13 protein-coding genes are annotated in these 15,447 nt (G+C 74.7%); 3 read left to right on the top strand and 10 right to left on the bottom strand.

Annotated features, from left to right (window positions below):
- Nucleotides 1-3: 3 nt before the first annotated feature.
- A complete protein-coding gene (locus tag AC069X_RS03315) occupies nt 4-1,584 on the bottom strand; it encodes an acyl-CoA synthetase (RefSeq protein WP_478724558.1) in 1,581 nt (526 codons plus the stop codon).
- Nucleotides 1,585-1,589: 5 nt separating this feature from the next.
- Nucleotides 1,590-2,705 carry an NAD(P)H-dependent flavin oxidoreductase gene (locus AC069X_RS03310; protein ID WP_478724556.1) on the bottom strand — a complete coding sequence of 372 codons (1,116 nt, stop codon included), beginning with the start codon at nt 2,703-2,705 and terminating at the stop codon, nt 1,590-1,592.
- Nucleotides 2,706-2,976: 271 nt separating this feature from the next.
- On the opposite strand from AC069X_RS03310, the gene AC069X_RS03305 reads away from it, so the two are divergent.
- On the top strand, nt 2,977-4,782 hold the full coding sequence (locus AC069X_RS03305; RefSeq protein WP_478724554.1) for a serine hydrolase domain-containing protein: 1,806 nt from the start codon (nt 2,977-2,979) through the stop codon (nt 4,780-4,782).
- A gap of 46 nt (nt 4,783-4,828) precedes the next feature.
- On the opposite strand, the gene AC069X_RS03300 is transcribed toward AC069X_RS03305, so the two are convergent.
- From AC069X_RS03300 to AC069X_RS03285, 4 genes are all read right to left on the bottom strand, one after another.
- Entirely contained in the window at nt 4,829-5,191 is a 363-nt protein-coding gene (locus AC069X_RS03300; RefSeq protein ID WP_478724552.1) for a DUF4180 domain-containing protein, read from the bottom strand.
- Nucleotides 5,192-5,255: 64 nt separating this feature from the next.
- A complete protein-coding gene (locus AC069X_RS03295) occupies nt 5,256-5,888 on the bottom strand; it encodes a DinB family protein (protein WP_478724550.1) in 633 nt (210 codons plus the stop codon).
- A complete protein-coding gene (locus AC069X_RS03290) occupies nt 5,885-6,268 on the bottom strand; it encodes a VOC family protein (RefSeq protein ID WP_478724548.1) in 384 nt (127 codons plus the stop codon). Before AC069X_RS03290 ends, AC069X_RS03295 begins: the two co-directional genes overlap by 4 nt.
- Before the next feature lie 9 nt (nt 6,269-6,277).
- Nucleotides 6,278-6,955, bottom strand: a complete 678-nt coding sequence (locus AC069X_RS03285) for a TetR/AcrR family transcriptional regulator (protein ID WP_478724546.1) — start codon at nt 6,953-6,955, stop codon at nt 6,278-6,280.
- 79 nt (nt 6,956-7,034) lie between these two features.
- Between AC069X_RS03285 and AC069X_RS03280 the strand changes: the two genes are divergently transcribed.
- The gene (locus AC069X_RS03280) at nt 7,035-8,186 is read left to right on the top strand and encodes an FAD-dependent monooxygenase (RefSeq protein ID WP_478724545.1); all 1,152 of its coding nucleotides are present in this window, start codon (nt 7,035-7,037) and stop codon (nt 8,184-8,186) included.
- 19 nt (nt 8,187-8,205) lie between these two features.
- On the opposite strand, the gene AC069X_RS03275 is transcribed toward AC069X_RS03280, so the two are convergent.
- The 4 genes from AC069X_RS03275 to AC069X_RS03260 form a co-directional block, all read right to left on the bottom strand.
- Entirely contained in the window at nt 8,206-9,798 is a 1,593-nt protein-coding gene (locus AC069X_RS03275; protein WP_478724543.1) for a phytoene desaturase family protein, read from the bottom strand.
- Nucleotides 9,795-11,918: a serine/threonine-protein kinase gene (locus AC069X_RS03270; RefSeq protein WP_478724541.1), complete on the bottom strand. Its 2,124-nt coding sequence runs from the start codon at nt 11,916-11,918 to the stop codon at nt 9,795-9,797. Before AC069X_RS03270 ends, AC069X_RS03275 begins: the two co-directional genes overlap by 4 nt.
- Before the next feature lie 308 nt (nt 11,919-12,226).
- Nucleotides 12,227-12,877, bottom strand: a complete 651-nt coding sequence (locus tag AC069X_RS03265) for a DUF1326 domain-containing protein (RefSeq protein ID WP_478724539.1) — start codon at nt 12,875-12,877, stop codon at nt 12,227-12,229.
- Nucleotides 12,878-12,944: 67 nt separating this feature from the next.
- Nucleotides 12,945-13,838, bottom strand: coding sequence for a DUF2182 domain-containing protein (locus AC069X_RS03260; protein ID WP_478724538.1), 894 nt, complete (start codon nt 13,836-13,838; stop codon nt 12,945-12,947).
- 223 nt (nt 13,839-14,061) lie between these two features.
- Between AC069X_RS03260 and AC069X_RS03255 the strand changes: the two genes are divergently transcribed.
- Entirely contained in the window at nt 14,062-15,381 is a 1,320-nt protein-coding gene (locus AC069X_RS03255) for a phosphatase PAP2 family protein (RefSeq protein WP_478725091.1), read from the top strand.
- Nucleotides 15,382-15,447 lie beyond the last annotated feature (66 nt).

Here is a 15,447-nt window from a genome sequence, read left to right as displayed (position 1 = left end):
CCCTCACACCGCGCGCTCGCGGCCCTCCCAGTAGGGGTCGCGCAGCCGCCGCTTGTAGAGCTTGCCGTTCGGGTCGCGGGGCATCGACGCGATGAAGTCGACGGACTTCGGCCGCTTGTAGCCGGCGAGCTGCCGTTCACAGTGGTGCAGGATCTCGGCGGCCAGGGCGTCGCCCGCCTCGAAGCCCTCGGCGGGCTCGATGACGGCCTTGACCTCCTCCCCCCAGGACTCGTGGGGGATGCCGAAGGCCGCGGCGTCGGCGACGGCCGGGTGGCCGAGCAGGGCGGACTCGATCTCGGCCGGGTAGATGTTGACCCCGCCCGAGATGATCATGTCGATCTTGCGGTCGCGGAGGAAGAGGTAACCCTCCTCGTCGAGCAGCCCGAGGTCGCCGACGGTGAAGAAGTCCCCGATGCGGTTCTTGCGGGTCTTGCCCTCGTCCTTGTGGTAGCTGAAGCCGCCGGTGTTCATCTTCAGGTAGACGGTGCCCAGTTCTCCGGCGGGCAGCCGGTTGCCGTCGTCGTCGAAGATCGCGAGTTCGCTGATCGGCCAGGCCTTGCCGACCGTGCCCGGCTTCTTCAGCCAGTCCTCTGCGGTGGCGAAGGCCCCGCCTCCCTCGCTGGCCGCGTAGTACTCCTCCACGCACCGGCCCCACCAGTCGATCATCGCCCGTTTGACGTGGTCGGGGCAGGGGGCGGCGCCGTGGATGGCGTGCCGCATCGAGGAGACGTCGTAGGCGTCCTTCGTCTCCTGCGGGAGGGCGAGGAGACGGTGGAACTGGGTGGGGACCATGTGGGTGTGCGTACAGGCGTGGCGGTCGATCAGCCGGAGCATCTCCTCGGGGCCCCACTTGTCCATCAGGACGAGCGGATGGCCGAGGTGCAGGGACGCGCCCGCGAACTGGAGCACCGCCGTGTGGTAGAGCGGTGAGCACACCAGGTGGACGTTGCCGTCCGCGGGGCGGATGCCGAAGATGCCGAGGAACCCGCCGAGGTACGTCTCCTCCGGGAGCTTCCCGGGCAGCGGGCGGCGGATGCCGCGGGGCCGGCCCGTGGTGCCGGAGGTGTAGTTCATGACCCAGCCGAGGGTGCGGTCGGCGGGGGGCTCGCCGCTCTGCCCGTCGAGCAGGTCGGCGTACGGGCGGAAGCCCGGGACCGCTCCGACGGCGTAGCGGCGCCCCGGGGCGAGTCCGGCCTCTTCGGCGGCGGCGGTGGCGGCCTGCGCGAACCGCTCGTGGGCGATGAGGACCTTCGCGCCGGAGTCGGAGACGATCCAGGCGATCTCGGGGCCGACGAGGTGATGGTTGACGGGGACCAGGTAGAAGCCCGCCTGGGAGGCGGCGAGGTAGGCGGTGAAGAACTCGACGCCGTTGGGCAGGACGACGGCGAAGGCGTCCCCCTTCTCCAGCCCGGCGGCGCGCAGTCCGTGGACGAGGCGGTTGACGTCGGCGTGCAGCCGGCCGGCGGACCACTCCTCGCCTTCGGGGGTGACGAGGACGGTCCGGGCGGGCTCCGCCGCCGCCTGGGCCCAGAAGCCTCCCGCGGACTGTGTCCGGGGAGACCCCGGCGGGAGCTGGTCAGTCATGTCGATCACACCTCTCGGGACCGGCCGGCGATACGGGTGATGCGGTCGATGGCGCGCTCGAAGCCGCTGGTGAGCTCGTCGAAGACGGCCTGGACGCCGCGTTCGCTGTTCATCCGCCCGACGATCTGGCCCACGGGGGTGCCGAGCAGCGGCCCGACCTCGTACTTCTGGATCCGGGAGACGGCCTCGGCGACGAGCAGGCCCTGGAGCGGCATGGGGAGGGCGCCGGGCCCCTCCGGGTCGTCCCAGGCGTCGGTCCACTCGGTGCGCAGCTGGCGGGCCGGTTTGCCGGTGAGGGCGCGGGAGCGGACGGTGTCGCCGGAGCCGGCGGCGAGGAGCTTCTCGGTGAGGGCGCGCGAGTGCAGGTCGGCCTCGGTGGTGGTGAGCCAGAGGGAGCCGAGCCAGACGCCCTGGGCGCCGAGGGCGAGTCCGGCGGCGATCTGCTCGCCGCTGCCGATGCCTCCGGCGGCGAGCACGGGGAGCGGGGCGACGGCCTCGGCGATCTCGGGAACCAGGACCATGGTGGCGATGTCGCCGGTGTGGCCGCCGGCCTCGTAGCCCTGGGCGACGACGATGTCGATGCCGGCCTCGGCGTGGCGGCGGGCGTGCTTGGCGCTGCCGGCGAGGGCGGCGACGAGGACGCCGTGCTCGTGGGCGCGGGCGATGACGTCGGCGGGCGGGGAACCCAGGGCGTTCGCCAGGAGTTTGATGGGGTAGTCGAAGGCGACGTCGAGCTGGTTGCGGGCGACCTGCTCCATCCAGCCGGTGATCCGCCAGCCGGAGGCCTCGCCCTCGGCGAGCTCGGGTACGTGGTGCTTGGCGAGGGTGTCGCGGACGAAGGCGCGGTGTCCAGCGGGGATCATCGCCTCGATGCCGGCCTCGCTGATGCCGTCGACGGCCTTCTTGGCGGGCATGACGACGTCGAGGCCGTAGGGCTTGCCGTCGGTGTGGGCCTGCATCCAGTCGAGGTCGCGTCTGAGGTCGTCGGGAGCGGTGTACCGGACGGCGCCGAGCACGCCGAAGCCGCCCGCGCGGGTGATGGCCGCGGCGACCGCCGGGAAGGGCGTGAAGCCGAAGATGGCGTGCTCGATTCCCAGTTTCCTGCTCAGCTCCGTCTCCATGGGCGTGAGGATGCCGCAGGGCGGCGGCCGAGGGAAGAGATTTCCTGATGCAGTGTCAGATTCTTGCGGGCGGGCGGGTGCGGAGGGTCCCCGGCGGGCGGGCAGATACCCAGTAGCGTGCGGAGAGCCTGCGGCGGGCCGGGCGGGTCCGGGCGGGTCCGGGCGCCTCCGCGCGACGGCGGCGGAGCGGCCGGGGAGAGCGGCGCGGTCGGGCGGCGTGGACGGACAGAGCGGTTCGGGGCGAGATCCGGGGCGGACAGGAGGGCCGGTCATGGCGGGAGTCACGGGGGCGGACGCGGGCGTGGAGCGGGGGCTGAGCCGACGGCGGCTCGGGGCGCGGTTGCTGGCGCTGGGCGGGGTGCTCGTCCTGCACGCCGCGCTGCCCGGGCCGCCGGCCGGGGCGGCCGAGCGGCGGGCCCTCCAGGGCCTGCGGCTGCGGTACGGGTCGGCGCGCCAGGCCGGGCTGCTGGAACGTCACCTGGAGGGGGTCGCGGAGGAGGCCCGGCGGTTCCTCGGCCCCTCCCCCGAGCACCCGTACTACGCCGGGGCCGTGGTGCTCGCCGGGCGCGGGCGCACCGTCGCGCTGCACCGGGCGATGGGGGACGCGGTGCGGTACGCGGACTACGACGGCCGGACCGACCGGCCGGTGGAGTTGCCGGCGGCGGAGCGGATCGCGATGGCGGAGGACACCGTCTTCGATCTGGCCTCGCTGAGCAAGCTGTTCACCGCCATCCTGGCGGTGCAGCAGATGGAGCGGGGCCGGCTGGAGCTGGAGGCCCCCGTGGACCGGTACCTGCCGGAGTTCACCGGGGGCGGCAAGGAGCACGTCACGGTCCGTCAGCTGCTCACGCACACCTCGGGGCTGCGGTCGTGGGCGCCCTTCTACCAGGAGTCCACCCGCGAGGGGCAGCTGCGCCTGCTGTGGTCGGTGCGGCCGCAGGACACGCCGGGGACGGTGTACCGGTACTCCGACCTGAACCTGATCGCGCTCCAGCTGCTTCTGGAACGGATCACCGGACGCACTTTGGACGTCCTGCTCCGGGACGAGATCACCGCTCCGCTCGGGATGCACCGCACGCGGTACAACCCGCCGCTCTCCTGGCGCCGGGTCACCGCCGCCACCGAGGTGCAGCGCCCGCCCTGGTCGGGCCTGGACCGGGGCCTGGTGTGGGGCGCCGTCCACGACGAGAACGCGTACGCCCTCGGCGGGGTCGCGGGCCACGCCGGGGTCTTCGGCACCGCCTGGGACCTCGCGATCCTCTCCCGCGCCCTGCTCGACGGCGGGGTCTACGCGGGCAAGCGCGTCCTGCGTCCCGCCTCCGTCGAGCTGCTCTTCACCGACTACAACACCGCCTTCCCCGGCGACGACCACGGCCTCGGCTTCGAGCTCTACCAGCACTGGTACATGGGAGCCCTGGCCACCCCGCACTCCGCCGGGCACACCGGCTTCACCGGGACCTCCCTGGTCCTCGACCCGTCGACCGACTCCTTCCTGGTCCTGCTCGGCAACTCCGTCCATCCCGTGCGGACCTGGCGGGCCGGCAGCGCGCCCCGGGTCGCGGCCGGCAACCGCTTCGCCCGCGCGGTGCCCGTCCGTACGCGGCACGGCGGCCCGGCCTGGTTCTCCGGGATGGAGACCGGCGGCTCGGGCACCCTCACCCTGCCCCCGCTGACCCCCGCCACCGACCGGGCCCGGCTGCGCTGCGCGGTGTGGTGGGACACGGTGCCCGGGGCGGGGGCCTTCCACCTGGAGGCCTCGGCCGACGGCAGCACCTGGGAGCCCCTCCCGTTCAGCACCGTCCGCACCACGGGCGGCGTGCCCGAGCAGTGGCCGGCGGGCTCGGCAGGCGGCTGGTCGGGCCGCATCTGGCACCGCCTCGAGGCCGCGCTCCCCTCCCGGCCCGGCCACGAGGTCCGTCTCCGCTTCCGCCACGCCTCGACCGGCCGCTACGTGGGACGCGGGGTGTACGTGGACGTGCTGCGGGTCGCCGAACCGGGCCGGCTCCTCTTCTCGGAGGACCGCCCGGCGGACGCGTCGCGCATCGAGGCGACGGGCTGGACCCGCTCGACGGACTGACGGGCGGGGACCGGCCCGGGCCCGGCCCGGGCCCGGCCCGGCGCCCTCAGCCCTCCAGCCGCCCGCGCAGCTCCTCCAGGTCGGTGAGGAACCAGGTCTGGCCGCCCCGGTTGCACTCGCGGACGAAGTCCCGCAGGGCCTCGCTGCCGTCCGTGTGGCGGGAGATGTCACCGAGGACGACGAGGCCCACCCGGTAGTTGACGAACTTCTGGACGATGTCGCCGGCGATCCGGGTGCTCAGCCGGAAGAACTCCCCGTCGAAGCGCGAGGCCGGCACGACGACCCAGCGGACGCCCTGCCAGGCCGCGTTGCCCACGAGGTCCAGGACGTCCCGTTCGCCCCCGATCGGCTCGCCCTCGGGGTCGCACATCAGAACGGGCACGTCGTGAATGGTCTGGAGGATGCTCATGCGCGTCGACGGTATGCCCTGGCGGCGGCCGGGTCGACCCGATTTCGGGCGGTCCCGGCACCGCTCAGGCCTCGCGGCGGCGGGCCCGGTAGAGGTCGCGGAGCAGGGCGATCTCGGCGCCGTGGTGGAGCACTTCCTGGTTGACCCACCACGCGATGTCGACGAACGGCTCCTCGGCGTCGCTGCCGTGCGGGTAGGTGCAGTACCCGACGGTGTCCAGCGCGGCCTCGTCGACGCCCAGCAGCGCTTCGCGCCAGGCGTCGGCGGCTTCCGCGAAGGCGGCCACGGCGCCGGCGGCGTCGCCGATGACGGGGTGGTCGTCGCGGGTGAGGCCGCGGCTGCCGGCGGTGTGGTCGGCGCGCAGGGTCAGCATCTCCGTCAGGTGGCTGAGGCGCCACGCGAGGGTGGTGACGGGCGGCGGCCAGGGGTGCGGGTAGGCGGCGGCGTCGCGCCCCCACTCCCCCGCGCGGGCTCCGGCAAGGAAGGTCGCGCGCGGGCCCGGGCCGTCACTCCGCCGCCGGACCGACCAGCACTCCGCCACCGGCTCCCAGAGGTACTCCTCGTCGGCCATGGGCACGACCCGGGTGTCCGCGCCGTCACCGCTGTCCATCACGGGTCCCGCCAAGCGGCCGGACAGGCGCGTCGAGGCGAACTCGAACTGCCGGATGAGCGGGACGAGGCGGGGCGGCGCGTTCACCGGCCCTCCCGGATCAGGCAGAAGGGGTGTCCCGCGGGGTCGGCGTAGACGCGCCAGCCCTCGGCGTCGCGGGTGTCGTCGAGCAGGGTGGCGCCGAGGGCGAGGACCCGCTCCTGGGCGCGGCCGAGGTCGGCGACGGCGAGGTCCAGGTGGGCCTGCTGGGGGTGGGCGGGGTCGGGCCACCGCGGCGGCCGGTGGCCGGGTACCTGCTGGAAGGCGATGACGGCCCCGGAGGGGGTGTGCAGCGTGGCCCAGTGGTGGTCCACGGTCCAGCGTCGGTCGGGCCGGTTGACCTCTCCGCCGAGCAACTCCCCGTAGAAGCGGGCGAGTACGAGCGGTTCGGGGCAGTCGAGGACGACGCACTGCAGTTCGGCGATCATGCCGGGATCCTAAGCCGGGGCCAGCACGGCGTCGATCATCCGGCGGGCGGCGGTGGTCAGTTCGGCCGGGTCCGGGGCCGGGCGGGAGTGGGCGAGGGCTCCGGCGAGGCGGTCGTAGAGCAGGCCGTCGGTCCAGGCGGCCAGGAGTTCGGCGGACTCCTGCGGCCGGGGTGCGCCGAGGGCCGCGAGGACGGCGGCCCCGCGGGCGCGGGCGGCCGTTCCCGCCTGGCGGAGGGCCGGTTCCAGTTCGGGGCTCCGGGCTGCCTCCAGGCTCAGTTCGAAGCGGGCCAGCTGGCGTTCGCGTCCGCGCGTCAGCCATGCGTACAGCAGCGACCCGAGCAGCCGCGCGGCTGCGTCGCGGTCCGCCGGGGCCGGGAGCGGCCCGCCGGCCCCGGCGTCGCCCGCCCCGCCGGCGCCCGCATCGGCGGGGTCCGCATCGGTGGCGTCCGGACCGGCGAGGTCCAGTTCGGCGAGGTCCAGTTCGGCCAGGCGCCGGTAGCAGGCGCCGATGAGCGCGGTCCGGGTGCGGAAGTAGTACGAGGTGCTCCCGGCCGGAAGCGCGGCGGCGCCGTCGACGGCCCGGTGCGTGAGGCCCCGCAGCCCTGCCGCGGCGACGAGGGCGATGGCCGTGTCCGCGATCAGCGTCCGGCGGTCGGCGGCGGGGGGCGGGGTCTGCGGGGTGGACATGCGCCCACTCTACAGCTGTAGAGTGCGAGCACCTCCCTCTACGGATGTAGAGGATCCTCGAACGGCAGGAGGCCGTGCCATGCCCGAAACCCCGCGCCACGCCGTCGTCGCCGGAGCCGGGATCGGCGGTCTCACCGCCGCCCTGGCCCTGCACCGCCGGGGTTGGCGGGTCACCGTGTGCGAGCGGGCGGCCGGGCCCGCCGCCGTCGGAGCGGGGATCGTCCTCGCCCCCAACGCCCTGCGCGCGTACGACGCCGTCGGCTTCGACGCCACCCGGGCGGCGGGCCGCGCCGTCCCGGCCTCCATGGGCCTGCGCCGCCCCGGCGGCGCCGTGCTGAGCCGCGCCGACACCGCCGCGCTGGCCGCCCGCTACGGCCGGCCCCCGCTCGCCGTGCACCGCGCGGACCTCACCGCCGCGCTGGCGGAGGCGCTGCCGGAGGGCGCCCTGGTGTACGGCGCGGAGGTCACCGCCGTGGACGGGGAGGACGGGGGCCGCGCGGTGGTGCGTACCGGCGCCGGGGACCTCACCGCCGACGCCGTGGTCGCCGCCGACGGCATCCACAGCCCGCTGCGCCGGCGCCGCTTCCCGGACCACCCCGGTCTGCGCTACAGCGGGGAGACCGCCTGGCGGACCGTGCTGCCGTCGGGGCCTGCGGCCGAGGCCGCCGAGACCTGGGGCCGGGGCGAGCGCTTCGGGACGGTGCCGCTCGCCGACGGGCGGGTCTATCTGTACGCCACCGCCGTCGTCCCCGAGGGGTACCGGCCCGCGGACGTCCGCACCGAGCTGCTGCGGCGGTACGGCACCTGGCACGACCCGATCCCCGCCCTGCTGGACCGGATCGACCCGGAGGCCGTGCTCCAGCACGACCTGTACGACCTGGCCGCGCCGCTCCCCCGGCTGCACGACGGGCGCACCGCGTGGATCGGCGACGCCGCGCACGCCATGACGCCGAACCTCGGGCAGGGCGGCTGCCAGGCCGTCGAGGACGCCGTCGTCCTCGCCCACCTGCTGCGGGGCCCGGACGTCCCGGCCGCGCTCGCCGCCTACACCCGGGCCCGGCTCGCCCGTACCGACCTCATCCGGGTCCGGGCGCGCCGCATGGGGCGGGTGGCGGCCCTGACCCACCCGCTGGCCGTGGCGGCCCGCGACCTCGCCTTCCGGGCCGCTCCCGCGAGCGCCTCGCGGCGCGCGCTGGACGACCTGTTCGGCGGTTTCACCCTCCCGGGGTGAACCCCGCCGCGGACACCGCTCAGCGTCCCAGCACCGCCATGGCCGCGTTGTGGCCCGGGATCCCGCTGACCCCGCCGCCGCGGACCGCGCCCGCGCCGCACAGCAGGACGTTGGGGTGGGCGGTCTCCACGCCCCAGCGCCCGGCGTCCGGGCCGTCGTCCGCGTAGGGCCAGGACAGGTCCCGGTGGAAGATGTGGCCGCCGGGCAGCCGCAGTTCGCGCTCCAGGTCCTGCGGGGTCTTGGCCTCGATGCAGGGGCGGCCGTCGCCGTCGAAGGCGAGACAGTCGGTGAGCGGCTCGGCCAGGTGGGCGTCCAGCTGGGCCAGGGTGGCGGTCAGCAGCACCTCGCGGGCCTGCCGGTTGTCCTTCTCGAAGAGCCGGGCCGGGGTGTGCAGTCCGAAGAGGGTCAGCGTCTGATGGCCGTCCGCGGCGAGCTCGGGCCCGAGGATCGAGGGGTCGGCCAGCGAATGGCAGTAGATCTCCGAGGGCGGTACGGACGGCAGTTCGCCGGCGGCGGCCTCGGCGTGGGCGCGCCGCAGCTGCTCGTACCCCTCGGCGATGTGGAAGGTGCCGCCGAAGGCCTCGCGGGGGTCCACCGAGGCGTCGCGCAGCCGGGGCAGCCGGCTCAGCAGCATGTTGACCTTGAACTGGGCGCCCTCGGGGGCCGGGCCGCCGACGGCGGGGTCCTCGCCCAGGAGTTCGGCGAGGGCCCTCGGGGAGGCGTTGACCAGGACGGTGCGTCCGACGACGGTGCCCTCGCCCGTCGCCGTGCGGAAGGCGACCTCGGCGGGGGCGGTGCCGTCGGTGTGGATGCGCAGCGCCTCGTGCCCGGTGGCGATCTCGGCGCCGCCGGCCCGGGCGGCCCCGGCCAGTGCGTCGGTGAGGGCGCCCATGCCGCCGACGGGCACGTCCCAATCGCCGGTGCCGCCGCCGATGACGTGGTAGAGGAAGCAGCGGTTCTGTACGAGCGAGGGGTCGTCGGCGTCGGCGAAGGTGCCGATCAGGCCGTCGGTGAGGACCACGCCGCGGACCAGGTCGTCGGCGAAGTGCTTCTCCACCGCCCGGCCGAGCGGTTCCTCGAAGAGCATCCGCCAGGCCGCCTCGTCGTCGATCCGGGCCCTCAGCTCCGCGCGGGTGGGCAGCGGTTCGGTGAGGGTGGGGAAGACCTTGCGGGCGAGCCGGCCGGTGGTGCCGTAGAAGGCGCGCCAGGCCTCGTACTCCCGGTCGGAGCCGGTGAGCCGGGCGAAGGAGGCGCGGGTGCGGTCCTCGCCGCCGCCGACGAGGAGTCCGCCGGGGCGGCCGTCGCGCTCGAAGGGCGTGTACGAGGAGACCGTGCGGCGGCGTACGCGGAACGACAGGCCGAGGTCGCGGACGATCTTCTCGGGGAGCAGCGAGACCAGGTAGGAGTAGCGCGAGAGGCGGGCGTCGACCCCGGCGAAGGGGCGGGTGGAGACGGCGGCGCCGCCGGTGTGGCCGAGCCGTTCGAGGACGAGCACCGAGCGGCCGGCGCGGGCCAGGTAGGCGGCGGCGACGAGGCCGTTGTGGCCGCCTCCCACGATCACCGCGTCGTACACGTCCTGCGAGAAGCCCCGGGAGCCTGAGTTGGCGGTCATGGCTCTTGGTAGCACACCTGGCCGAGCCGCTCCAGACAGTGCGCCTCGTCGGCGTGGGCGAGGACCGTGTCGGGGTGTTCGTCGCCGAGGGAGCGTTCGCGGATGCCCGACAGATCCCGGTATATGGGGAGCGCTTCGTCCCAGCGGCCGAGCCGGCCCAGTGCCACGGCGAGTTCCCGGCGGCTGACGAGGGTGTCGGGGTGTTCGGCGCCGAGGGTCTTGGCGCGGAGCCGGCCGATGTCGCGGGCCTCGGCGACGGCCTCCTCCCAGCGTTCGAGGCGGCCCAGGTTGACCCCGAGGACGTGGCGGGCGCGCAGGGTCTCGGGGTCGGCGGCGCCGTAGGCCCGGGTGCGGTCGCGGACGAGGGAGCGGAACACGTCGAGGGCCTCGGCGGCGCGGCCGGTGCGGCCGAGGGCGATGCCGGTCTCGTAGCGGGCGGCGAGGGCGTCGGGGTGGTCCCGGCCGAGTACGCGTTCCCGTGCGGCGGCGACCTGGCGGAAGCCGCCGAGGGCCTCCTGCCAGCGGCCGAGCCGGCCGAGGGCGTACGCGGCCTCGTAGCGGGTCTGGAGGGTGTCGGCGTGCTCGGCGCCGAGCACGGCGGCGCGGTCGGCCGCCGCCTCGACGGCGGTGGCGTGGGCTTCGGCGTGCCGGCCGAGGGCGCTCAGGGCGCAGGCCAGGCTGTGGCGGCAGCGCAGGGTGTCGGGGTGGAGCGGGCCGTCGGTGCGGACGCGCACGGCGAGGACCGCGCGGTACCTCTCGTACGCCTCTCCGTGCCGCCCGAGGCGGCCGAGTTCATACGCCTCCTCCTGGCGGGCGGCGAGGGTCTCGGCGTGTTCGGGGCCGAGGACGCGGGCCCGGCCCTGGGCCACGGCCGCGTACACGGCGAGGGCCTCCTCGGGCCGGCCGGCGCGGCTGAGGGCGAACGCGCGGGTGTGCCCGGCGGCGAGCGCGTCGGGCTCGCCGCCGGGCGGGGTGTGCGGGGTCAGCCCGTACGCGGCGGTGAGCCGGGGGTCCTCGGCGGGGGCGGGGCGGGTGATGCGGTGGCTGCCGGTACGGGAGCCCGTGCCGGGGGCGGTGCCGACTCCGGGGGCGGTGCCGACTCCGGGGGCGGCCGTCACGGGGCGGGCGGCGGTCCAGGAGCCGGTGAGCAGGGTCCACTCCCCGCTGGCGGGGCGGGCGTCCACGCCGGCCTTGCGCCCGGCGGTCATGCCCGCGGCCCAGGCGGGCAGCGGCGGCCGGGCGGCGGGCCGGCCGCCGGGGCCGAAGCGGGCCTCGACCAGGCGGCGGTGCAGGTGGCGGGCGTCGCCGGGCCGGTCCTCGGGGCGCTTGGCCAGCAGGTCCAGTACGAGCTGCTCGAAGTAGCCGGGCAGTTCGGGGCGGTGCTCGCGCAGCGGTACGGGCGCGGTGTCGCGGTGGCCGACCAGCACGGACCAGGAGTCGCCGAGGTCGAACGGCGGGGCTCCGGTGGCGATCTCGTAGAGGACGCAGCCGAGGGAGTAGAGGTCGCTGCGGTGGTCGACCTCGCCGCCCGCGATCTGCTCGGGCGACATGTAGTGCGGGGTGCCCATGGCCATGCCACCGCCGGTGAGCTTGGCGGTGAAGCCGATGTCGTGGGCGAGGCGGGCGATGCCGAAGTCGCAGATCTTCACCGTGCCGTCGGTGAGCCGCATGATGTTGGCGGGCTTGAGGTCGCGGTGGACCACGCCCTGGTCGTGGGTGTAGCCGAGGGCGGCCGCCATCTGCTCGGCGATGTCGAGGACCACGTCGACGGGGAGCGGGCGCGCCTCGTTCTCCTCCATGAGCTGGCTGAGGTTGCGGCCCTCCAGGAGTTCCATGACCAGGTAGAGGGGGCCGCCGGAGGCGCTGTCGTCGCCGAAGTCGTGCACGACGGTGACGCCCCGGTGCTGGAGCGAGGCGGCGACCCGCGCCTCGCGGCGGAAGCGCTCGCGCAGGACCTGGGTGAAGTGGGCGTCCTGTTCGGGGCCGAGCGGCTTGAGGCACTTGACCGCGACCTGCCGGCCGAGCGACTCGTCGCGGGCGCGCCACACCTCGCCCATGCCGCCGCGCCCGATCAGATCGAGTGACCGGTACCGGCCCTGGATCAGTCTGGACTCCGCCATGTCTTAAAGCCGCCCCCGTCGTCGTGCCGCGCCCTCCCCGGCCGGTCCAGTATGGCCGCTGATTTTCGCAGTGTGTACGCGGAGGGGCGGCTCCCGGGGCCCGGTCGGCGCATCGCTTTCAAGACGTGACCTGGAGGCGGCCGCCGGCGTAGACCTGCGGGAATGGTGCGCGGCACGCGACCCGTGAGACGCATGCGGCGGGTCGGCGTCCTCGTGGCTCATCGGGGCCTCCCGCCCGGGTACCCACCCCGGCGGGCCCGGGATCAGGCGGGCGGCGGTGCGGCGGGCGGGCGGCCTCGTCACGGGGTTCAGGGGCCGGTCCAGTCGAAGGTGATGTGTTTGCTGGACTGTCCTTCCCTGCTCCAGTGGAAGCCGAAGGCGTCGGCCCGGTCCACGGTGGAGCGGCCCCAGGTGGCGACCTGTCCGGGGCCGGTCTCGCAGCCGGGCAGGTTGGTGGACTGGACGCGTGCGCCCTCCGGGGTCGTGGGGCCGGTGAGGGCCACGGCGTCGGCCTCGACCCGGCCGGGCACGGTGGCCCGCCAGCCGCCGAGGTCCTCGTCGACCTCGATGCGGACCGGGGCGAAGTCCATGCCCCGCATCTCGGCGTTCATCATGGCCACCATCTCGGCGGGCCAGCTGCCCGCCTGCCCGCCGAAGATCATCTGGAGTGCCTCGCGCTGCGCGGCGTCGGCGAGCTCGTCGATGAAGACCGCCGCGTAGGTGTCGCTGTGCTCCGCCCACACGTTCCCGACGAAGGCGCCGAGCATCAGGACGTTCAGGCCGTCCAGCGTGACGTCGCCGTAGGTGCCCTCGCGGATGTGCCAGGCGAGGACGCCGTCGCACGCACCGTAGGTGGGCTTCTGAGCGAAGGTGCAGGGGCAGGGAACGTCGCACCGGCACGTGTCGAACCAGTCCCCGGCGGCGTGCCAGCTCGGGACGGTCGCTGTGGTCTCGGACATCTCATCGCCTCCACAAGACCCCGTCCCGATTCTCCTCCTGCGGTCGCGCCCATGGAAGCGGTCGCCGTCATCCCGTCGGCTGCACGTCGGGGTGCGTGCCCGGCTCCATGTCCGGCTCCGTGTCCGGGTGCGTGCCCGGCTCCATGTCCTCCATGTCGCCCATCGGCGGGCCGTCCTCCAGCCCCGGCAGCATCCAGTCCTGGAAGGGGGTGAGGGCCGCCAGGACGAGGAAGGCGATGCCGACGGCCCAGGCCAGCCGGGGTCCCTGCCGCCAGAGCTTCTCCAGGAAGATCACGACGGCCACGGCGGCCATCGCCGCCACGTTCATGACCCCGAGCGGGATCAGGACGAGCATCAGGCCCCAGCAGCAGCCGACGCAGTACAGCCCGTGGTGCGCTCCGACCCGCAGGTCCTTCGCCCACCGCCGGTAGCGCGCGTACCGGGCCAGCTGGAACACCGGGTTGCGGCAGTGCCGCAGGCAGACCCGCTTCAGCGGTCCGAACTGCTGGATCCCGGCGAGGAGGAAGGCGCCGGCGCCGATCCAGCGCGCCGTCCCGGGGCCGTCCGCCACCATGCGGCCGGTCACCATGAGCGCCCCGTACACCAGCAGGCCGAAACCGGTCCAGGCCAGCAGGTAGCCGCACACGAACCCGGCGATCCTGAGGGCGCGGGCCGGGCCCGCCGAGCGGCGGCGGATCCCGCGTACCCAGGTGATCGCGACGGGGGCCACCGACGGCAGCATCATCGCCGCCATCATGACCACCCACAGTGCCAGGAAGAGCGGCAGGGCCAGGCCCATGGTTCCCGGCCCCACGGCCATCTGCCGGGACCGGTCCACGGTGACCGCCCAGGCGAGCAGGGCGATCAGCGTCATCAGCGTCCAGGCGACCGCCAGCTCGCGCCGGGGCAGGAGGACTGCGGGGCCGGCCGGCACGGGCGTGCCGGGGCGGACGTGCGGCATGGTGCGCCTCCCGGGGGCGCCGTGACCCGAGGACCCTTCCAGCTGAGCACAGGGCGGGCGGCGACGCGATCCAGGACGGCAAGATGTTCGACGTACATCCGATCGGCCGGCTCCACCCCCTCGGCTAACATGTTCGAGCCAACAATGACCAGGTTGAAATATGAACATCGGCTGAAAATTGACATCTGTGGTATCGCGGGCGCTTTCGCGCACGAGCGGCGGAATCACGTCCGGGGGTTGGCGTAGGCCGCGGGTCCTGCTGTGGCTCGCGGTGAGCGTGACGGGCCTCGGGTTCCTCATCGCCCTGGAGATCGCCGCGCGCCACTACGGGGTGGCCGGTCCGATCACCAGCCAGGCGCGCGAGGTGGTCTTCGCCCCCCGGTCGGGAACGGTCCTCTACGCCAGCATGGCCCTGATGATGGTCGTGCTCACCTGGCGGCAGCGGTTCGTCGCCCTCGGTGCCGCGATCGGCATCGACCTGGTCTTCTGGCTCGTCCGGTGGGTGGTCGGCGCCGAGATGATGGTCGGCAACGGGGCCCTGTGGGTGACCCTGGGCGTGGGCGTCTTCGCCGTCCTGCGCCGCACCGGCCACGAGCGCGCCCTGCTGCTGAAGGGCGTGGGCCTGGCGCTGCTGCTCGTCACCGGCCGCAAGACCGGCTACACCTGGCTGCTGATCACCTCCAAGACCCGCCCGACGGTCCTCGACCAGTACGTGGCGGCAGCCGACCAGGCGCTGGGCAATCCGTCCTGGGTGGCCGGCAAGATCGTGGAGGCCACCGGGGCGGTCGGGCACCACGTGCTCGACTGGGTGTACATCCAGCTCGCGGTGGCCGCCGTCGTCGTCGCCCTGTACCAGCTGCGCCACGTGGCGGCCGAGCGCCGCTTCCCGGGCCACCACCTGGTCCGCACCTTCCTGGTCATCGGCCTGCTCGGGCCGGGCATCTACATGGTCTTCCCCGTGGTCGGGCCGATCCTCGCCTACGGCGTCGACGGCGGGCACTGGGCGGTGGCGGACCTGTGGCCGAACACCCCGCCGCCGATCGGCGCCCCGCAGCCGATGCCGTTCGACGAGATCACCCCGCGCAACTGCATGCCCAGCCTCCACACGGCGTGGGCCACTGCGATCTTCATACATTCCCGCAAGGGGCCCTGGGTCCTGCGGTTCGTCGGCGCGTTCTGGCTGGTCGCGACGCTCGGCGCGACCCTGGGCTTCGGCTACCACTACGGCGCGGACATCGTCTCCGGCGTGGTGTTCACCGTCACCATCGAGGCGGCGCTGCGCGCGCTCGACCGCGGCTGGGACCGGCGGGCCACCCTGCTGGTCGCCCACGGCACCGTGGTGTTCACCGCGCTCCTGGTGGCGTTCCGCTACCTGTCGTCGGAGATGGCCGCGTACCCCTGGGTGTTCGGACCCCTGGTCCTCCTCTCGGCGGCCTCGGTGGTCTACGGCTACGTACGCACGACCCGGACGTGGGACCGGACACCGCAGCGGGCGCACGTGCCGGCGCCCCGGCGCGAGCAGCAGCAGCCCGAGCTGGTCTGACGGGCGGCGGCACCGGCCGTCCGGCCCCGGGGCCGACACGCCCGCCCGGATGCGGCGGATCCCCGG

Source organism: Streptomyces sp. NPDC043896, from assembly GCF_056435605.1.
The sequence above is the reverse complement of the archived record's forward strand: the minus strand, read 5'-3'. Positions and strand labels throughout refer to the sequence as shown.